Source organism: Stenotrophomonas sp. KH_036_B, from assembly GCF_057839485.1.
On the sequence record NZ_CM174491.1, the window covers coordinates 29035 to 46426 of the forward strand.

The 17392-nt window shown below is 68.0% G+C and carries 11 protein-coding genes; 6 read left to right on the top strand and 5 right to left on the bottom strand.

Translation table 11 applies throughout. The features are described from left to right. Positions 1 to 43: 43 nt before the first annotated feature. Complete coding sequence (locus AC3ITN_RS00130; RefSeq protein WP_489391637.1) at positions 44 to 1246, bottom strand: amino acid aminotransferase; 1203 nt, start codon at positions 1244 to 1246, stop codon at positions 44 to 46. 149 nt (positions 1247 to 1395) lie between these two features. Between AC3ITN_RS00130 and AC3ITN_RS00135 the strand changes: the two genes are divergently transcribed. Beyond that, positions 1396 to 3531 (top strand): TonB-dependent receptor family protein, encoded by a 2136-nt coding sequence (locus tag AC3ITN_RS00135; RefSeq protein WP_489391638.1) that lies wholly within the window; start codon positions 1396 to 1398, stop codon positions 3529 to 3531. A 119-nt stretch (positions 3532 to 3650) separates the two neighbouring features. On the opposite strand, the gene AC3ITN_RS00140 is transcribed toward AC3ITN_RS00135, so the two are convergent. Further along, complete coding sequence (locus AC3ITN_RS00140) at positions 3651 to 3995, bottom strand: hypothetical protein (protein ID WP_489391639.1); 345 nt, start codon at positions 3993 to 3995, stop codon at positions 3651 to 3653. A gap of 164 nt (positions 3996 to 4159) precedes the next feature. Here AC3ITN_RS00140 and AC3ITN_RS00145 point away from each other — a divergent pair, with 164 nt between their 5' ends. From AC3ITN_RS00145 to ligD, 3 genes are all read left to right on the top strand, one after another. Then, positions 4160 to 4558 carry a hypothetical protein gene (locus AC3ITN_RS00145; protein ID WP_313345122.1) on the top strand — a complete coding sequence of 133 codons (399 nt, stop codon included), beginning with the start codon at positions 4160 to 4162 and terminating at the stop codon, positions 4556 to 4558. A gap of 106 nt (positions 4559 to 4664) precedes the next feature. Next, on the top strand, positions 4665 to 5618 hold the full coding sequence (gene ku, locus AC3ITN_RS00150) for a non-homologous end joining protein Ku (protein ID WP_489391640.1): 954 nt from the start codon (positions 4665 to 4667) through the stop codon (positions 5616 to 5618). 6 nt (positions 5619 to 5624) lie between these two features. Beyond that, complete coding sequence (gene ligD, locus AC3ITN_RS00155) at positions 5625 to 8162, top strand: DNA ligase D (protein WP_489391641.1); 2538 nt, start codon at positions 5625 to 5627, stop codon at positions 8160 to 8162. Positions 8163 to 8261: 99 nt separating this feature from the next. On the opposite strand, the gene AC3ITN_RS00160 is transcribed toward ligD, so the two are convergent. From AC3ITN_RS00160 to AC3ITN_RS00170, 3 genes are read right to left on the bottom strand one after another with little or no spacing between them, the layout of a single operon-like run. Then, a complete protein-coding gene (locus AC3ITN_RS00160; RefSeq protein ID WP_489391642.1) occupies positions 8262 to 8648 on the bottom strand; it encodes a hypothetical protein in 387 nt (128 codons plus the stop codon). Between the two features lie 38 nt (positions 8649 to 8686). Then, a complete protein-coding gene (gene eda, locus AC3ITN_RS00165) occupies positions 8687 to 9325 on the bottom strand; it encodes a bifunctional 4-hydroxy-2-oxoglutarate aldolase/2-dehydro-3-deoxy-phosphogluconate aldolase (protein WP_489391643.1) in 639 nt (212 codons plus the stop codon). Further along, on the bottom strand, positions 9312 to 10328 hold the full coding sequence (locus tag AC3ITN_RS00170; RefSeq protein ID WP_489391644.1) for a sugar kinase: 1017 nt from the start codon (positions 10326 to 10328) through the stop codon (positions 9312 to 9314). The genes eda and AC3ITN_RS00170 overlap by 14 nt, the downstream gene beginning before the upstream one ends. Before the next feature lie 270 nt (positions 10329 to 10598). On the opposite strand from AC3ITN_RS00170, the gene AC3ITN_RS00175 reads away from it, so the two are divergent. Further along, positions 10599 to 13358 carry a TonB-dependent receptor gene (locus AC3ITN_RS00175; protein WP_489391645.1) on the top strand — a complete coding sequence of 920 codons (2760 nt, stop codon included), beginning with the start codon at positions 10599 to 10601 and terminating at the stop codon, positions 13356 to 13358. Positions 13359 to 13563: 205 nt separating this feature from the next. After that, complete coding sequence (locus AC3ITN_RS00180; protein WP_489391646.1) at positions 13564 to 17376, top strand: LamG-like jellyroll fold domain-containing protein; 3813 nt, start codon at positions 13564 to 13566, stop codon at positions 17374 to 17376. Positions 17377 to 17392 lie beyond the last annotated feature (16 nt).

Sequence of the window (17392 nt, forward strand, 5' to 3'; positions counted from 1 at the left end):
GGCCGCACGAGGCGGCCGTTCTTCATTTCACCGTTGTCGCTGCTCAGCCCTTGGCGATGGTCGCCACGGCCTTGGCCACGTACTCCACGTTGCCCTGGTTCAGCGCGGCCACGCAGATGCGACCGGTGCCGACGGCGTAGATGCCGTACTCGTCACGCAGGCGGTCCACCTGCGGGCGGGTCAGGCCCGAGTACGAGAACATGCCGGCCTGGTCGTTGATGAAGGCGTACTCCGGCGCACCGGCGGCCACCAGCTTGTCCACCAGGCCGTGGCGCAGGGCGTGGATGCGCTCGCGCATCTCGGTCAGCTCCGCTTCCCACAGCTGGCGCAGCTCGGGGCTGGTCAGCACGCCGGCCACCAGCGCGGCGCCGTGGTTGGACGGGCTGGAGTAGATGGTGCGGATGATGCGCTTGACCTGCGACTGCACCGCCTTGGCGGCGTTGGCGTCCGGAGCGACCACCGACAACGCACCGACGCGCTCGCCGTAGAGCGAGAACGACTTCGAGTACGAGTTGGCCACCACGAAGCTGTCAATGCCGGCCTCGGCGATGATGCGCACGGCGGCGCCATCTTCGGTGATGCCCTTGTCGAAGCCCTGGTAGGCCATGTCGATGAACGGGAACAGCTCGCGTTCCTTCAGCAGTTCGGCCACCTGCTTCCACTGCGCGACGGTGAGGTCGGCGCCGGTGGGGTTGTGGCAGCACGCGTGCAGCAGCACCACGGTGCCCGGCTGCAGCTTGCCCAGGTCGGCCAGCATGGCGTCGAAGTCCACGCCGTGGGTAGCCGGGTCGAAGTAGCTGTATTCCACAACGTCGAAGCCGGCCGCGCCGAACACCGCGCGGTGGTTTTCCCAGCTCGGGTTGCTGATGGCGATGGTGGCGTGCGGCAGCAGCTTGTGCAGCAGGTCCGCGCCGACGCGCAGCGCACCGCTGCCGCCGATGGTCTGCGAGGTGGCCACGCGGCCGGCGGCCAGCAGCGGCGAATCCTTGCCGAAGACCAGTTCGCGGGTGGCCTGGTTGTAGGCGGGCAGTCCGTCGATCGGCAGGTAGCCGCGCGGTTTGGCTTCATTGGCCAGCTGCTGCTCGATCTGCTTGACGGCGCGGAGCAGCGGAATGCGGCCGCTTTCGTCGTAGTAGATGCCCACGCCCAGGTTGACCTTGGTCGGACGGCTGTCGGCGTTGTATGCCTCGGTCAGGCCCAGGATCGGGTCGCCTGGGACCAGTTCCACATTTGCAAAGAAGGACACGGCGGTACTCATTCGGATGACGGAAGGGGGAGGTTTGCGCGAAACGAAGTCATCGTAACAAAGCCGTGGCGTGGGCGCGGCAGACGCCGTCACGTCTGGATCCGTACCATGGCGTGCGGACCCCCGGATTCAGGAGAACCCCTCTGCGCATGTTCCGTCCCACCCCGCTGGCGTGCTGCTGCGCGCTGATGTCGGCTGCAACCCTGCCGAACCTGGCACAGGGCCAGACCCCCACCGCATCGGCGCCGCCCATCGAGCGCCTGCCCACGGTTCAGGTCCAGGCGGCACGTGGCCAGCAGGTGGCCGACGTGGACCTGCCGGCGTCGATCAGCACGGTCTGGATGGATGACGACGCCAATGGAAACCTCGTCCAGGTCAGCGAGGCGCTGAACGGCATTCCCGGGGTGGTGGCCCGCGACCGCCAGAACCTGGCGCAGGACACCCAGCTGTCGATCCGCGGCTTCGGCGCGCGGTCCACATTCGGGGTGCGCGGGGTGCGGGTGCTGGTGGACGGCGTGCCGGCCACCATGCCCGACGGCCAGGGCCAGCTCTCGCATGCCAACCTGCTGTCGGCGCAGCGCGTGGAGGTGCTGCGCGGACCGTTCTCGGCCCTGTACGGCAATTCCTCCGGCGGCGTGGTGCAGGTCTGGAGCGCTGACGGTGCGCCGGGCGATCCCTGGCGGCTGCGCCTGGCCACCGGCAGCGACGCCACGCTCAGTGCGGGCGCCCAGCTGCGCGGTCAACAGGGGGGCGTGCGCTACAACGTGGCGGCCAACCACTTCCGTACCGACGGCTGGCGCGACCACAGCGCCGCGCGGCGCGAGTCGGTGAACGCGCGGCTGGGCACGGATGTGGGCGGCGGCCAGCTGGACCTGGTGCTCAACTACTTCGATTCCCCCGACGCGCAGGACCCGCTGGGCCTCACCCGCGAGCAGGTGCGCCAGGACCCCCGCCAGGCTACGGCCGTGGCCCGCCAGTACAACACCCGCAAATCGGTGCGCCAAGGGCAGGCCGGGCTGGTCTTCACCCGTACCGACGGGGGCCGGACCTGGCGCGCGATGGGCTATGCCGGGCAGCGCAGCGTGGAGCAGTACCTGGCCATTCCGCCGGGCCCGCAGGCCAATCCGCTGCATGCCGGCGGGGTGATCGACCTGGACGGCGGCTACGGTGGGCTGGACGCGCGCTGGGCCTGGCAGGGGCAATGGGCCGGCCGGCCGCTGGAGTTCGTGATCGGCGCCAATGCCGACCAGCAGCAGCAGGATCGGCGCGGTTACGAGAACTTCGTGGGCGACCACCTGGGCGTGCGGGGTGCGCTGCGACGCGACCAGCGCGACCGGGTGCGCAACGTGGACCAGTTCGCCCAGGCGTTCTGGCAGTGGGCGCCGCGCTGGTCGCTGCTGCTTGGGCTGCGCCACAGCGAGGTGCGCTTCCGTTCGGACGACCGCTACATCACCGGGCGCAACCCGGACGACAGCGGCAGCCGCGACTATGACGCCACCACGCCGGTGGCGGGCGTGGTGTTCCACCCCACCGACGCCTGGCGGGTGTACGCCTCGGCAGGCCGCGGGTTCGAGACGCCCACGTTCAACGAGCTGGGCTACCGCGCCGATGGGCAGGCTGGGCTGGCGCTGGACCTGTCGGCGGCGCGCAGCCGCAACCTGGAACTGGGCAGCAAGTGGCGCGGTGCCGGGGGCGCGGCGTTCGACGCGGCACTGTTCCGCGCCGACACCGATGACGAACTGGCCGTGGCCAGCAACACCAACGGGCGCAGCACCTACCGCACTATCGGCAAGACCCGCCGCCAGGGCGTGGAAGCCAGCCTGCAGCTGCCGTTGGGCGCGCAGATGGACGCGACGCTGGCCTACACCTACGTGCAGGCCACGGTGCGCGAGCCGTACCTGGTGTGCGCCGGCAGCGGCTGTGCCACCCCGAACACGCCGGTGGCGGCGGGCTCACGACTGCCGGGCGTGCCCGAGCAGCAGTGGTTTGGCCGGGTGGATTACCGCCCCGGCGAGTGGCAGTGGGCGGGCGAGGTGGTGGCCTCCAGCGACACGGTGGTCAATGACCTGGCCACCGACCGCGCACCGGGCTACGCACTGCTGAACCTGGAAGCCGCGCGGCGCTGGACCACGACGCAGGGCGGGCTGCGCGTGTTTGCGCGCATCGACAATGCCCTGGACCAGCGCTACGTGGGGTCGGTGATCGTCAACGACGGCAATCAGCGCTTCTTCGAGCCGGGGCCGGACCGTCGTTACAGCGTGGGCGCGCAATGGACGTGGCGCTGACGCGCGCGAACAGCCACGCAGGGCGTGGCTCTACCGGCAGACGCCGAACGGTCCGTAGAGCCACGCCATGCGTGGCTGAACAACCGGACCCGCGCGACCGCCACGCGCGGCACGCCCATTCAGCGCGGTGGCTTGGCCGGCACGAACGGCGAGGTGGGGTCGCTGGCCGGGAACGTCTCGTCCAACGCCTCATCCTGGTTGTCGCTGGCGTGCTCCTTGCGCTCGCGGCGCTGGTGCTCGTTTTCCTTGATGGCCGGTGCCGGGGCGCCCGTCGGGTCCTTGCGGTCGCGGTAACCGTGCGAGGAACTGGCGGCGATGGGCAGGTGATCGTCCGCACCGGTCGTTTCCGCCTCATCCGGCGTGGACATGCCGGCGCCGCGGTCTTCGGCGTCCTGCAGGTCATGTTTGGCGCGCTGCTCGCCCGGGACCGGGGCAGTGGCTTCGCGCAGAGGGTCGCGTGGCATGGGAGTGTCTCCAGGGAGCGGTAGCCTGCAGCGTACCCACCCGCGGTGGGTATCTGCCGTGAAGCCCGCACGAAGGCAGCGCAGCGGATGCCAACGGATCTGTCACGTCTGGATAACGGCGGCGGGGCTATTCCTGCCTCCCCCACCACCGCCGGAGACGTGCCATGCCCCGCCTGGACCGCCGTGCCGCACCCGTGCTGTTCAACGCCTACCTGCAGCCGGACCGGAACGCACGGCGGGGACGCCGCGCGCGCGCCGAAGATCCGCAGGCAGTGGCGCAGGACTACCTGCAGTACATGCGCAACGACTACGAGCGCCGCCGCGCGCACGGGCGGCGCAGCTGGAAGGACCTGTACCCGGCGTATTCCTTCGCGCTGACCACGCACTACGCGGACTGGCCGCGCGGCAACGACGACGACACCGACGGCGAACTGGCCGAGCACTGGGAACAGATGCGCGGGCAATCGCGGCTGGGCTGGGTGCAGGCACGCGCGATCGTGGAAGACGCCTGGCTGGCGCTGGACCACATGCCCGCTGCAGCCGTGCACGGCCTGGTGCAGTAAACAGGCAGGCACGCGTGCAGCTGGCCTGCACGCACCGGACACAGGCGTTTCACACGCTGCGCGGTACAGCTGTCGTCCCTCTTTTCCGACGTGGAGTGGCGCCGCCATGGCCCGACCGATCTGGACCGGAACCCTCTCGTTCGGGCTGCTGAATGTGCCGGTGTCCCTGATGTCGGGTGAGCGCAAGACCGACCTCAGCTTCCGCATGCTCGATTCGCGCGACCGCAAGCCGATCCGGTTCGAACGGGTCAATGCCGATACCGGCGAAGAAGTGCCGTGGAAGGACATCGTCAAAGCCTACGAGTATGACAAAGGCAGTTACGTCGTCCTGGACGAGAGCGATATCAAATCCGCTGCGCCGGAAAGCCACGAGACGGTGGAAGTGGAAAGCTTCGTCGACGCCAGCCAGATCGACCCGCGCTACTTCGAGAAGCCGTACCTGCTGGTGCCCGGCAAGAAGGCCGAGAAAGGCTACGTGCTCCTGCGCGAAACGCTGCGCAGTACCGGCAAGGTAGGCATCGCCCGCGTGGTGGTGCGTACCCGCGAATACCTCTGCGCGGTGATGCCGCACGAGCATGCTCTGGTGCTGCTGATCCTGCGCTACCCGCAGGAACTGGTGGATCCGGAAGAACACAAGCTGCCTACCGGCTCGCTGTCCGAATACCGCATCAGCAGCAAGGAAACGGAGATGGCCGAGCAGCTTATCGAATCGATGTCCGGCGAATGGAAGCCGGATGAATACCACGATGAGTTCCGCGAACGCCTGCAGGCCGTGCTGACCAAGCGCATCAAGGAGAAGGGCGGCACCACCACGGTGGAAGACGATCCCGTGCCGCGCGAGGATGCCGCCACCAACGTGGTGGACTTCATGTCGCTGCTGCAGAAGAGCCTGGATGCCAAGAAGCGCACGCCGGCGAAGAAGAGCGCGGCGGTGTCCAAGGTGGTGAAGAAGCAAACGCCGGCCAAGAAGGCGGCCAAGGTCGCCAAGGCCGCGACCAAGGTGGCCAAGGCCGCCAGCAAAGCGACCCCCAAGCGCACCAGCACGCGCAAGGCCGGGTAAGCCGCCATGTCGCTGCAGGAATACAGGCGCAAGCGCCGCTTCGGTGAAACGCCCGAGCCCGATGACGAGCGGCGCGGTGCGGCGGCGCGACGGCCGATCTTCGTGGTGCAGCTGCATCATGCCAGTTCCCGCCACTACGACTTCCGCCTGGAGGCCGATGGCGTGCTCAAGAGCTGGGCGGTGCCGAAGGGACCGTCGCTGCGTGTGGGCGAGAAGCGGTTGGCGGTCGAAGTGGAAGACCACCCGCTGTCGTACGCCACCTTCGAGGGCGACATTCCCAAGGGTCACTACGGGGCCGGCCACGTCGATGTCTACGACCACGGCACCTGGGCGTGCGATGGCGATCCGCTGGAAGCGATCGCGACCGGGAAGCTCGACTTCGTGCTGCACGGAAGCAGGCTGAAGGGCGGCTGGAAGCTGGTGCGCACCGCGATGAAGGGCAAGCAGCACCAGTGGCTGCTGATCAAGCGCGATGACGATGAAGCACGTGATGCCGATGCCGACGCATTGCTGGACGCGCCAGCAGCGCCGGCGAAGCGTGCTGCGGCGAAAACGCCCACCGCCACATCCAGATCCAACGCCGCACCCAAGCCCACCACGCGCCGCAACGCCAACGCGCGCTGGAACACGCGCGCGCTGGCGCTTGAGCACGCGCGCGACACGCCCTACCCGCACGACTTCACGCCGCAGCTCACCGACCACCGCGCCACCGCGCCCGATGGCGATGCGTGGCTGCACGAGATCAAGTGGGACGGCTACCGCCTGCTCGCCGACGTGCGCGACGGTGCGGTGGCGTTGCGTTCGCGCAACGGCCTGAACTGGACCGATGATTTTCCGGAAGTAGTGCAGGCCATTGCCGCGCTGCCGGTCACCGACCTGCGCCTGGATGGCGAACTGGTGGTGCTCGACGCGCAGGGCCGCAGCGATTTCACTGCGTTGCAGAAGGTGATCGACGGTAGCGCGAAACAGCCGCTGCGCTATGTGGTGTTCGACATGCCCGGCGTGGCCGGTGTGGATATCAGCCGTTCGCCGCTGCTGGATCGCAAGGCACTGCTGAAGGCGCTGCTGGGCGAGACCCCGGGCACGCTCGCGTACAGCGACCACGTGCTCGACCATGGCCCGGCCGTATTCGAGGCGAGCGGCACGGCCGGGTTTGAAGGGATCATCAGCAAGCGCGTGGATGCGCCCTACGTCAACACGCGCTCGCCGAGCTGGGTGAAGGTGAAGCACGAGAATACCGATGAGTTCGTGGTGGTGGGCTATACCGATCCGAAGGGCTCACGCAGTGGCTTCGGCTCGCTGCTGATGGCCACGCCTGACAAGGCCGGGCTGCGTTACGTGGGCCGCGTGGGGACGGGTTTCGACGACGCCAGTCTGGCCACCATGCATCGCCAGCTGAAGGCGCTGGCCACCGACACCGCAGCGGTTGAACTGCCCTCGCATGTGCCGTTCACCGCACGCAGCGTGCACTGGGTGACACCCACGCTGGTGGCCGAAGTGGCCTTCCGCGGCTGGGCCAAGGAAGGGTTGCTGCGCCAGGCCAGCTTCAAGCGGCTGCGCGAGGACAAGCAGGCGAAGGACCTGGGGGCACCGGATGCTGCAACACCGGCCAAGGCGCGCCGTACCACCGGCATCCCCGCGCGGGCGACATCGCGTTCGGCCGCGAAGGCCTCCGCGGACACGTCGACCGACGTGACCATCAGCCATCCCGAACGGGTGGTGTTCGCCAAAGCCGGGCTCACCAAGGGCGATGTGGCCGACTACTACCGGCAGATGGCGCGCTGGATCCTGCCCGAGGTGGCACGGCGGCCGCTGTCGCTGCTGCGCTGCCCGGATGGCGTGGACAAGCCGTGCTTCTTCCAGAAGCACCACGGCACGGGGCTGGGCGACGCGGTGAAGGCGATTCCGCTCGAACAGAAGAGCGGCCGCGAAGACTACCTGTACATCGAGGACGTGGAAGGCCTGCTGCAGCTGGTGCAGATGAACACGCTGGAGCTGCACCCGTGGGGCGCGACGGTGGCGGACCCCGAACATCCCGACCGCCTGGTGTTCGACCTGGACCCGGGCGAAGGCGTGAGCTGGACGGCGATCAAGGCGGCCGCCCGCGACGTGCGTGCGCGCCTGCAGGAAGTGGGCCTGGAAAGCTTCGTGCGCCTGTCCGGCGGCAAGGGCGTGCACGTGGTGGTGCCGTTGACACCGAAGGCCGACTGGGCGCAGGCCAAAAACTTCTGCGATGCCTTCGCGCAGGCCATGGCCGAACACGCACCGGACCGCTACGTGGCCACCATGAGCAAGGCCAAGCGCAACGGGGTGATCTTCATCGACTGGCTGCGCAATGCGCGCGGGGCGACCAGCGTGAGTTCCTGGTCGCTGCGCGCGCGGCCGTCAGCCGGTGTGGCGGTGCCGTTGCGGTGGGAAGAGCTGGGGCGGGTCACCGCCGCCGATGCATTCCCGTTGCCGAAGGCATTGCAGCGCGCGCAGAAGTTGAAGCAGGACCCGTGGGAAGGCATCGATCAGATCAGGCAGGTGTTGCCGACGCTGTAACCCGGCGACCTATCATGGCGCCCAGCCACGCAGGGCGTTGCGCTACGACGTTACCGTCGAACACCGCCGTAGTGCCACGCCCTGCGTGGCTGCGCACCCTCACCGCGGCCGATACCGCGCCCCCAGCCAGATACCGGCAGCCTGGAACGGCAGCGACACCAGCAAGACGACGACGAACCAGAACGGAAAATCATTGCCCAGGTCCCACGCGGCATACACCGATGCCGCCGCGATCAGCGCCCACACCACGCCGCCGTGCACGTACGGCCAGGCCGGTGCGTAGCGCGCCGCGAAGGCGGTGGCGGCCACGCCACCGAGGAGGGTCCAGGCCAGGTCCCACGCCAGGCGCGGTTCCCCTTCACCCAGCCCGATCCACCCTGCGATCCAGCTCGCCGCGCCGTTGATCATGCCCAGCACGAACAGCGCAACCACCACCGACAGCACGGACAACACAACGGCCTTGGCGAGCGACAGGGCAGAGGACATGGGCATTCAACCGCAACGGAACTGCGGCCATTATGGCCTCAGCCGACCAGCGCCGCCGATTCCCGTGCCAGCTGTTCAATGCCGGCCCAGTCGCGCGCCTGCAGCAGGGCGCGCGTGGTCAGCCACGAGCCGCCCACGCACAGCACATTGGGCAGGTGCAGGAAGTCGCGCGCGGTCTGCGCGCTGATCCCGCCGGTGGGGCAGAACCGCACGTCGCCGAACGGGCCGTTCCATGCCGACAGCATGGCCGCGCCGCCGGCCTGCACTGCGGGGAAGAACTTGAAGGTATCCAGCCCGTGTTCCAGGCCGAGCATCAGTTCGGATGAGGTGGCCACGCCCGGCAGGAACGGCAGGTCGGTATCGCGCGCGGCGGCGTACAGGCGCGCCGTGGCGCCGGGCGACACCGCGAAGCGGCCCCCTACGGCCTTCACCCGCTCCATCTGCGCGGCGGTCAGCACGGTGCCCGCGCCCACCACGGCATCGGGCACGGCCTCGACCATGGCCTGGATCGCGTCCATCGCGATGGGCGTGCGCAGGGTCACCTCGATCACCGGAAGCCCGCCGTTGAACAGCGCCTGGGCGACGTTCACCGCCTCATCAACGCTTTCAGGGGTGTACACCGGAATCACCGGGGCCAGTTTCAGGACTGCGCGTACGCGCGGATCAGCGCCGGACATCGAATCGCTCCTCGCCCGTGAGGGCCAGTACGTCAGCTTCGCTGACGGGGTTGAAATCACCGGGAATCGAGTGCTTGAGGCAGGCCGCAGCCAGGCCGAAACGCACGATCGCTTCCGGTTCGAAGCCACGCATCATGCCATGCAGGATGCCGGCGGCGAACGCGTCGCCACCGCCGATGCGGTCCACGATGCCGATCATCTCGCGCGTCGGCGCCACGGCACGGGTGCCGTCGCGGCCGACCAGCATGGCGCCCAGCGCATGATGGTCCACGCTGTGCGGGGTGCGCTGCGTGCACGCCATGAACTGCAGGCGCGGAAACGCGGCGAATGCCTGGGTGGCGGCGGCATCCACGCGCTCGGCCAGCGTGGCCTGTTCAAACTGCCCGCCCAGCACCACGCCGATATCGCGGTAATCGGCGAAGGCCACGGTGGCGCAGTCGAACAACTCGCGCAGGATGCGCGGTGCGTCGCCTTCCCAGCGCGCCCACAGCGAGGGCCGGAAGTTGCCGTCGAACGACACCCGCACGCCACGTGCGCAGGCCGCACGCGCGGCCACCAGCGTGGCCTCGGCCATGGCCGGGTTCAGCGCCGGGCTGACCCCGGACAGGTGCAGCCACTGCGCGCCCTGCAGCAGCACGTCCCAGTCATAGTCGCTTGCACTGCCCAGCGCGAACGCCGAATCCACGCGGTCGTACACCACCTCGCTCGCGCGCTGCACCGCACCGGTGGTCAGGAAATACAGGCCCATGCGGCCGGGCCGGGTCTGAACGTGGGTGGTGCCCACCCCGTGCCGGCGCAGCTCGCCGGCCACGTACTGGCCCAGCGGGTTGGCCGGCAGCGTGCTGACCATGCTCACCGTGTGGCCGAAGTGGGCCAGCGAGACGCCGACATTGGCTTCCGCACCACCGGCGTGGACCGCCAGCTGCGCGGTCTGCAGCAGCAGTTCACGGCCTGGCGCGCTCATGCGCAGCAACAATTCCCCGAAACAGACAACACGACTCATGGCGATGGATCCTTCGTGGTGGCATGACCCGCGGGTCATGGCCTGGCAGATTGGCTAGCGGTGTCATTCTACGGGTGCGGACCCGTCCGTCCACCGGGACGGAATGTCGGAACCTATGTCCCGCAAGCGTCTACGGGACATTGAAAGTCTGCTGCGGTGCAAGATGCCCGATCTCCAACGGACTGTTAACGTCCGCCCTGACCAGCGGTGTCATTGCACTGACATGTCGCCGGATTGCTGTTTCATGTAGCACCTTGGGAGAGGGAAAACATGCAATATCGAAACAACCAGAAAAAGACACCGGTTACCTTGCTCGCCCTGTCCATCGGCCTGGCGCTGAGCGGTACCGTCCTGGCGCAGGACCCGGCCCCGGCCGCGGCCACCGACCTGGATACCGTCACCGTTACCGGCTACCGCGCCAGCGTCGAAAAAGCGCTGGACATCAAGCGCAGCGAGTCCGGCGTGGTCGATGCCATTGTCGCCGAGGATATCGGCAAGTTCCCCGACCTGAACCTGGCCGAGTCGCTGCAGCGCGTGCCCGGCGTGGTCATCACCCGTGAAGCCGGCGAAGGCCGCAACATCTCGGTGCGTGGCCTGGGCCCGGACTTCACCCGCGTGCGCATCAACGGCATGGAGGCCCTGACCACGGTCGGCGCCGGCGACCAGAGCGGTGGTACCAACCGCGGCCGCGGCTTCGACTTCAACGTGTTCGCCTCGGACCTGTTCTCGCAGCTGATCGTGCGCAAGACCGCCTCGGCCGACGTCGAGGAAGGCTCGCTGGGCGCCACCGTCGACCTGCGCACCGCGCGCCCGTTCGACTATGACGGCTTCACCTTCGCCACCAGCGGCCAGGCCAGCTACAACGCCATGGCGCAGAAGGCCGACCCGCGCATCGCCGCGCTGATCTCCAACACCTGGGCCGATGGCACCTTCGGCGGCCTGCTGTCGGTGGCCTACTCCGAGCGCCAGGCGCTGGAAGAAGGCTCCAACACCGGCCGCTGGGCCAACGGCCCGAGCAATGGCAACTTCAACGCCGCCTCGCCGTTCGCCGCCGCGCGCAGCGCCAACGTCTACCACCCGCGCTTCCCGCGCTACGTGCAGATGGAACACGAGCAGAAGCGCCTGGGCGTGACCGGCACCCTGCAGTGGAAGCCCAGCGACGCCACCGAAATCTCGCTGGACGCGCTGTACTCCAAGATCGATGCCGAGCGCGACGAGCACTACATCGAGGCGATCTCCTTCAGCCGTGGCACCAGCACCACCCCGCGCCTGGTCGGCAAGCCGGCGATGATCGTCAAGAACGGCGTGATCGAGAACAACGCGCTGGTCTACGGTGAGTTCGACAACGTCGACATCCGCACCGAGAACCGCCACGACGAGTGGAGCACCGAGTTCAAGCAGATCGCGTTGAACGGCCAGCACCGCTTTGGCGATGACTTCACCTTGTCCGGCAAGGTCGGCATCTCGCGCTCCAAGCACGAGAACCCGGTCCAGACCACGATCATCATGGACAAGTACGACGTCGACAATTACAGCTACGACTACCGGGGCAACAGCCGGTTCCCGACGCTGAACTACGGCATCGACCCGACCAACCCGGCGGGCTGGGAACTGGCCGAGATCCGCCTGCGTCCGCAGTACGTGGACAACGACTTCGACACCGGCCAGGTCGACTTCAACTGGAACATCAGCCCCGGCTTCCGCCTGAAGGGCGGCATCCTGGCCAAGAACTACACCTTCAGCACCGTGGAACTGCGCCGCGCCAGCGAACTGGCCGTGCCCAACTTCCCCAACGGCACCAAGATCGTGCCGGTGGACATGACCCAGCAGGCCAGCCTGAAGGGCATCACCGGCAGCCCGGACCAGTGGGTGGTGCCGAACCTGGACGCCATCGCCAACCAGTTCGACATCTACAGCAACTCCGGCATCTTCGCCGTCGCCCCGCGCGCCAACAACGTGCGCAGCGTGGACGAGGAAGACCGTGGCGGCTACCTGATGGGCGAGTTCTCCACCGACCTGGGCAGCATCCCGTTCTCGGGCAACTTCGGCGTGCGGTACGTCAAGACCAAGCAGAGCTCCACCGGTCTGTCCACGCTGGCCACCGGTACGGTGTCCACCACCGTTGACCGCAGCTACGACGACACCCTGCCCTCGTTCAACCTGGTGGCCGAAATCAGCCCGGACTTCCTGATCCGTCTTGGCGCCGCCAAGGTGATGAGCCGTCCGGGCCTGGGCAGCCTGACCCCGGGTGCCACGGTGGCCGTGGCCGGTGGTGCGCGCACCATCGCCAGCGGCAACCCGAACCTGGACCCGATCCGCGCGACCAACGTGGACCTGGGCTTCGAGTGGTACTTCTCCGAAGGTGCCATGGCCGGTATCGGCCTGTTCTACAAGGACATCGAAAGCTTCGTGCAGACCACGCGCGAAGTGGCGCCGTACAGCGCCAGTGGCCTGCCGGCCGAACTGCTGATCGGCACGGGCGCCTCGCCCGCCGATGACTTCACCTACACCAAGCCGGTCAACACCCCCGGCGGCGAGCTGCACGGTGTGGAAGCGAACTACATCCAGCCCTTCACCTTCCTGCCGGGCAAGTGGTCCAACCTGGGCGTGCAGTTGAACTACACTTGGGTGGAATCGCAGATCCAGTACATCAACTCCAGCGGCCAGCCGGTGATGAAGGCGGACCTGACCGGTCTGTCCAAGTCGTCCTGGAACGCCACGCTGTTCTACGAAGGCAAGGTGTTCTCCGGCCGCGTCTCGGCCACCAACCGCGATGACTACCTGACCCAGGTGCCGGGCACCGAAGCCGGCTTCAACGTGGACGGTACCCATGGCATGACCGGCACCACCTTCATCGATGCGTCGATCCGCTACGCGATCAACGACAAGCTGGAGCTGAGCCTGGAAGGCATGAACCTGACCAACGAGGCCAGCGACGAGTGGGTGTATTCGCCGGCCACCGGCCGCCTGCCGCTGCAGTACACCGAAACCGGCCGGCAGTTCATGCTGGGCGCGCGCTACAAGTTCTGATCCATCGTAGACCCGGTGGCGGCGTGCCAGGGCACGCCGCCACTGCTGCGACGCAAGATGTTGGGGAACCGTTGTTTTGCTAGCGTGTGCTGCGTGCATGACAGGCGGCGGGGAAGGCCGCGCGTCTGCAGGCAGCGCACGTGCATTGCGTTGTGCCCATCCCCAACGCCACTGCCGTACCGCTGAGTTGTCGAAAGGAACCGCCATGCCGCTGCACGTTGTCCGTTCGCCCCGCCGTACCCTTCTTTCCGCCAGCCTGCTGTTGCTGCTGCTGGGAGGCAGCGCGGGGGCCTGGGCACAGGGCGCACCACAGCTGCTGTTCCACGTCTCGGCCGACCAGGGCTTTACCGCCGACACCGCCCAGGGCGATGCCATTCCGAATTTTCAGGACAAGGTCAAGCGCGTGTCCAACGGCGCGCACGGTGCCGCCATCCAGTGGGACGACGACGGCGTGCTGTCGTGGAACGCACCCGGCAACATCCAGGCGCAACGCGGCACGCTGGGCTTCTACTGGCGCCCGCGCTATGCGGTGGGTGAAGCCCCGTTCGTGATCTTCCGGGTCGGCTATGCCGACCACAGCAGCTGGGACATGGCCTGGCTGCGCATCGACTGGAACGGGCACGGCTTCGACGCCTTCGTGACCGATGCCAACCTGGCGCGCACCCGCGTGTCGTTCAAGCTTGACCAGAATCCCTCGCCCCAGCAGTGGCGGCACATCGCCTTCGGCTGGGATGAAAACCATGGCGTGCGCCTGTATGTGGACGGCCGGGAAGTGGCGCGGCAGGAGACCACCGCCGATTACGATGCCGCGCTGGACCAGCTCGGCCTGGCCGGCCGGGTGATGGCGCCTTACCAGGTGCAGAGCCGTTACAACTTCCTGCGGGGCAGCGACGTCGACGAGATCCGCGTCTACGACCGCCTGCTTGATGCCGCCGGCATGGCGGCGCTGGCGGGCAACAAAACCCCCACCACCGCCGTGGCCGACAGCGGCCCGATGCGCGCCTGGAACCACCGCTTCGGCTGGGACCGTGCGGCACCGCCGGCGCTGGCGGCGTCCACCACCACCATCCGCAAGATCGAGTTCGCCGATACCAAGGACCACAAGCAGTGGATGTGGAAGGCCACCGACGGCATTGCCGAGACCACCTGGCCCGGTGTCTACAACCGCTCGCGCCTGCCCGGGCGCAACGATTACTTCCAGCTGCCCGACTGGAACACCTACGTGGAAGGCGGGCAGCAGCTCGACCTGACCCTGCCGGAGGGCGAGACCGTCAACCGCATTGAAGTGCGCGGTGCGGCATACGGTTCGCTCAGCCACGGCAGCGGTGACGCCGCCGCCACGCCGCTGCTGCAGCGCCCGCAGGGCGTGGTGCGCAGCGTGGACGACATTCCGGCGCAGACCGGCGGCGTGCTGCACGTCCGCAACGTGGCGCAGGAAACCCCGATCCAGGAAATCTGGGCGTACCAGGTCAGCGACGCGGCCGAGCCGGAAGGCACGGTCAAGCAGCGCTACCTGATCGACAGCCAGGCCCTGCCCGACTACCTCAACATCACCGCACTGCGCGAGTACATCGACGGCCGCTACCCGGCGGCCGAGCGCAGCACGGTGATGGCACTGCCCAAGGGCGCCGGCTCCCGTCGGCGCGGCGCGGACACGCTGCCCGCCACCCCGCTGCCCATCGTGCATGTGCTGGTGCCGTCCGGCGTGGGTGACGCACCGGGCGCGCAGCCGCTGATCCGCAGCTGGGCACACAGCTGGGAAAACATGTACGACGGCCTGGATGGCGTGGCCATCGACCTGCCCGCGCTGGACCTACCTGCGGCACGCGACGGACTGATTCCGCTCAACATCCGCATCAAGGATCCGATCTGGCCGGCGCGCGACATGATCGACGTGTCGGTGTCGGTCAAGCCCAACGAAAAGCGCACGCTGTGGCTGGACCTGCGCGACCGCATCCTCACCGCCGACAGCCTGTGGATCAGCATCGCCTCGGGCGCACCGGGCTTCAACGCCGGTTCGCTGGATGGCGCGGAGATCCGCATGGTCTACAAGGCGCGCGACGAAGCGAAGAAGGAGCACCTGGCCGACCGCTTCAACCAGGTCCGTGACAACTGGGGCTTCCTGGTGGAGGAACACACCACCTCCAAGCGCCAGCGCCTGTATGCGCGTGTGTATGCCGACCTGAGCGATCTGCTGCGGGTTGATCCGGACCATGCGCTGGGCCGGCTGTACTGGAACTACATCAGCTACAACAGCCAGGGCAAACCGCCGTTCACCCAGCCGGTGGCGCCGAAGGGCGTGCCGCTGTGGGCGTTCCGGCAGACCGAAGACCTCAGGTACGTGCGCCGGTTCGTGGACTGGTGGATCGACAACCGCCAGATCGACTACGGCGACTTCGGCGGCGGCATCTCCGACGACACCGACCTGACCCAGCAGTGGCCGGGCCTGGCGCTGATGGGCGTGGAGCCGGACCGGCTCAACCGCTCGCTCACCGCGCTGTCCGATGCGGTGTACCGCAACGGCATGTTCTCCAATGGCCTGAGCACCATCGAGACCGATGAACTGCATTCCTACGAGGAAGGCATCAACGCCAACAGCGCCATGCTCTACCTCAACTGGGGCGACCCCCTCACCGTCGAGCGGCTGATGGAGACGGTGAAGGCCTTCGACGAACGCATCATCCTGCCCAACCCACAGGGCCACCTGCTGTTCTCCAGCAACTGGTTCGGCGGCAACAAGGTGTACCGCGAGCCGAACTGGCAATGGCAGAAGCCCTACTCGTTCCCGGCGCTGCACCCGGCGTTCCTGATGGGCCAGTACAACGCCGATCCGACCGGGCGCAAGCTGGTCACCGGCCTGGCCGACAGCTACCTGGCCCATGCCTACACCGACGACAAGGGCCGTTGGGCGCTGCCGAACGAGATCAACTGGGCGACGGGCAAGGTGCGCGGCGGTGAACTCAACAACGGCTCCGGCGGTGGCGATGTCATGCACACCTTCTGGGCCGCGTGGCGCTGGACCGGCGACGACAAGTACCTCAAGGCGCTGGACTACCGGGTGGAACGCGGCGGCCCTGGCGCGCTGGCGAACCTGGGCGAAAACTACGTGGAGGTGCTGGGCAAGGCATCCGCGTGGAATCCGAAGCTCATCGCCGACGCCGATGCCGGCAACACCGGCTTCTCCAGCCTGATGGCCTGGCAGGCAACCGGTGACAAGAAGTACCTGGAGGCACTGCATGCCGACGGCATCCAGGCCAAGGCGCAGCGCGAGTACATGAACACCGAGGGGCACTGGTGGTCCGACCGTGTCGAAGCCCCCAGCGAGTTTCTGCAGCGCGCGCGGCTGGGCGGCATCGCGCTCAAGCGCAACCAGAGCTGGCCGGGCCATACGGTGAGCTGGCGTTTCGCGCAGCCCGACGCGGCCGAGCAGGTGGCGTTGCTGGTGCATGCGCCGTCCACCGCGCGTTTCAAGGTGATCGCGTACAACCTCGGTACGCGCGCCGTGGAGGCGCAGATGAGCACCTGGAACGTCACCGCCGGGCAATGGCGGATGACCAGCGGCGTGGACCGCGACGGCGACGATCGCATCGACGGCAAGGCCACCACGCGCGATGTGCAGCTGGAACGCAGCGCCTCCGTGCCGCTGCGCTTCGCACCGGGCCAGGCACAGGTGTTCGAGTTCGAACTGGTTACCGCCGGTACACCGGTGGAGCAGCGACCGGACCTGGGTGTCGGCCGCGGCGACATACGCGTGGACGGCCGCCAGGTGCATGTGACCGTGCACAGCCTGGGCCATGTGGGGACGCCGGTGGGAACCGCGGTGCTGGAGGACGCGAACGGGCGCGAACTGGCCCGCATCGAGATTCCCGCCATGGGTGCGCCCACCGACCTGGTGCCCAGAACCACCACCGTGGGCCTCCCGTTGCCGGCCGGCAACCGCAGCGGCCTGCGCGTGCGGGTGATGCTGGCCGACGGCGGTGCCGAAGTAACCCAGCTCAACAACAGCGTGAGCCTGTAGAGCCGGGCCCTGCCCG

Excerpts from the sequence above, each read along its gene's own strand:
- ku (WP_489391640.1), top strand. The coding sequence starts at position 4,665 with ATGGCCCGACCGATCTGGACCGGAACCCTCTCGTTCGGGCTGCTGAAT.
- AC3ITN_RS00135 (WP_489391638.1), top strand. The coding sequence starts at position 1,396 with ATGTTCCGTCCCACCCCGCTGGCGTGCTGCTGCGCGCTGATGTCGGCT.
- AC3ITN_RS00170 (WP_489391644.1), bottom strand. The coding sequence starts at position 10,328 with ATGAGTCGTGTTGTCTGTTTCGGGGAATTGTTGCTGCGCATGAGCGCG.
- AC3ITN_RS00160 (WP_489391642.1), bottom strand. The coding sequence starts at position 8,648 with ATGTCCTCTGCCCTGTCGCTCGCCAAGGCCGTTGTGTTGTCCGTGCTG.
- AC3ITN_RS00180 (WP_489391646.1), top strand. The coding sequence starts at position 13,564 with ATGCCGCTGCACGTTGTCCGTTCGCCCCGCCGTACCCTTCTTTCCGCC.
- AC3ITN_RS00140 (WP_489391639.1), bottom strand. The coding sequence starts at position 3,995 with ATGCCACGCGACCCTCTGCGCGAAGCCACTGCCCCGGTCCCGGGCGAG.
- AC3ITN_RS00145 (WP_313345122.1), top strand. The coding sequence starts at position 4,160 with ATGCCCCGCCTGGACCGCCGTGCCGCACCCGTGCTGTTCAACGCCTAC.
- ligD (WP_489391641.1), top strand. The coding sequence starts at position 5,625 with ATGTCGCTGCAGGAATACAGGCGCAAGCGCCGCTTCGGTGAAACGCCC.
- eda (WP_489391643.1), bottom strand. The coding sequence starts at position 9,325 with ATGTCCGGCGCTGATCCGCGCGTACGCGCAGTCCTGAAACTGGCCCCG.
- AC3ITN_RS00175 (WP_489391645.1), top strand. The coding sequence starts at position 10,599 with ATGCAATATCGAAACAACCAGAAAAAGACACCGGTTACCTTGCTCGCC.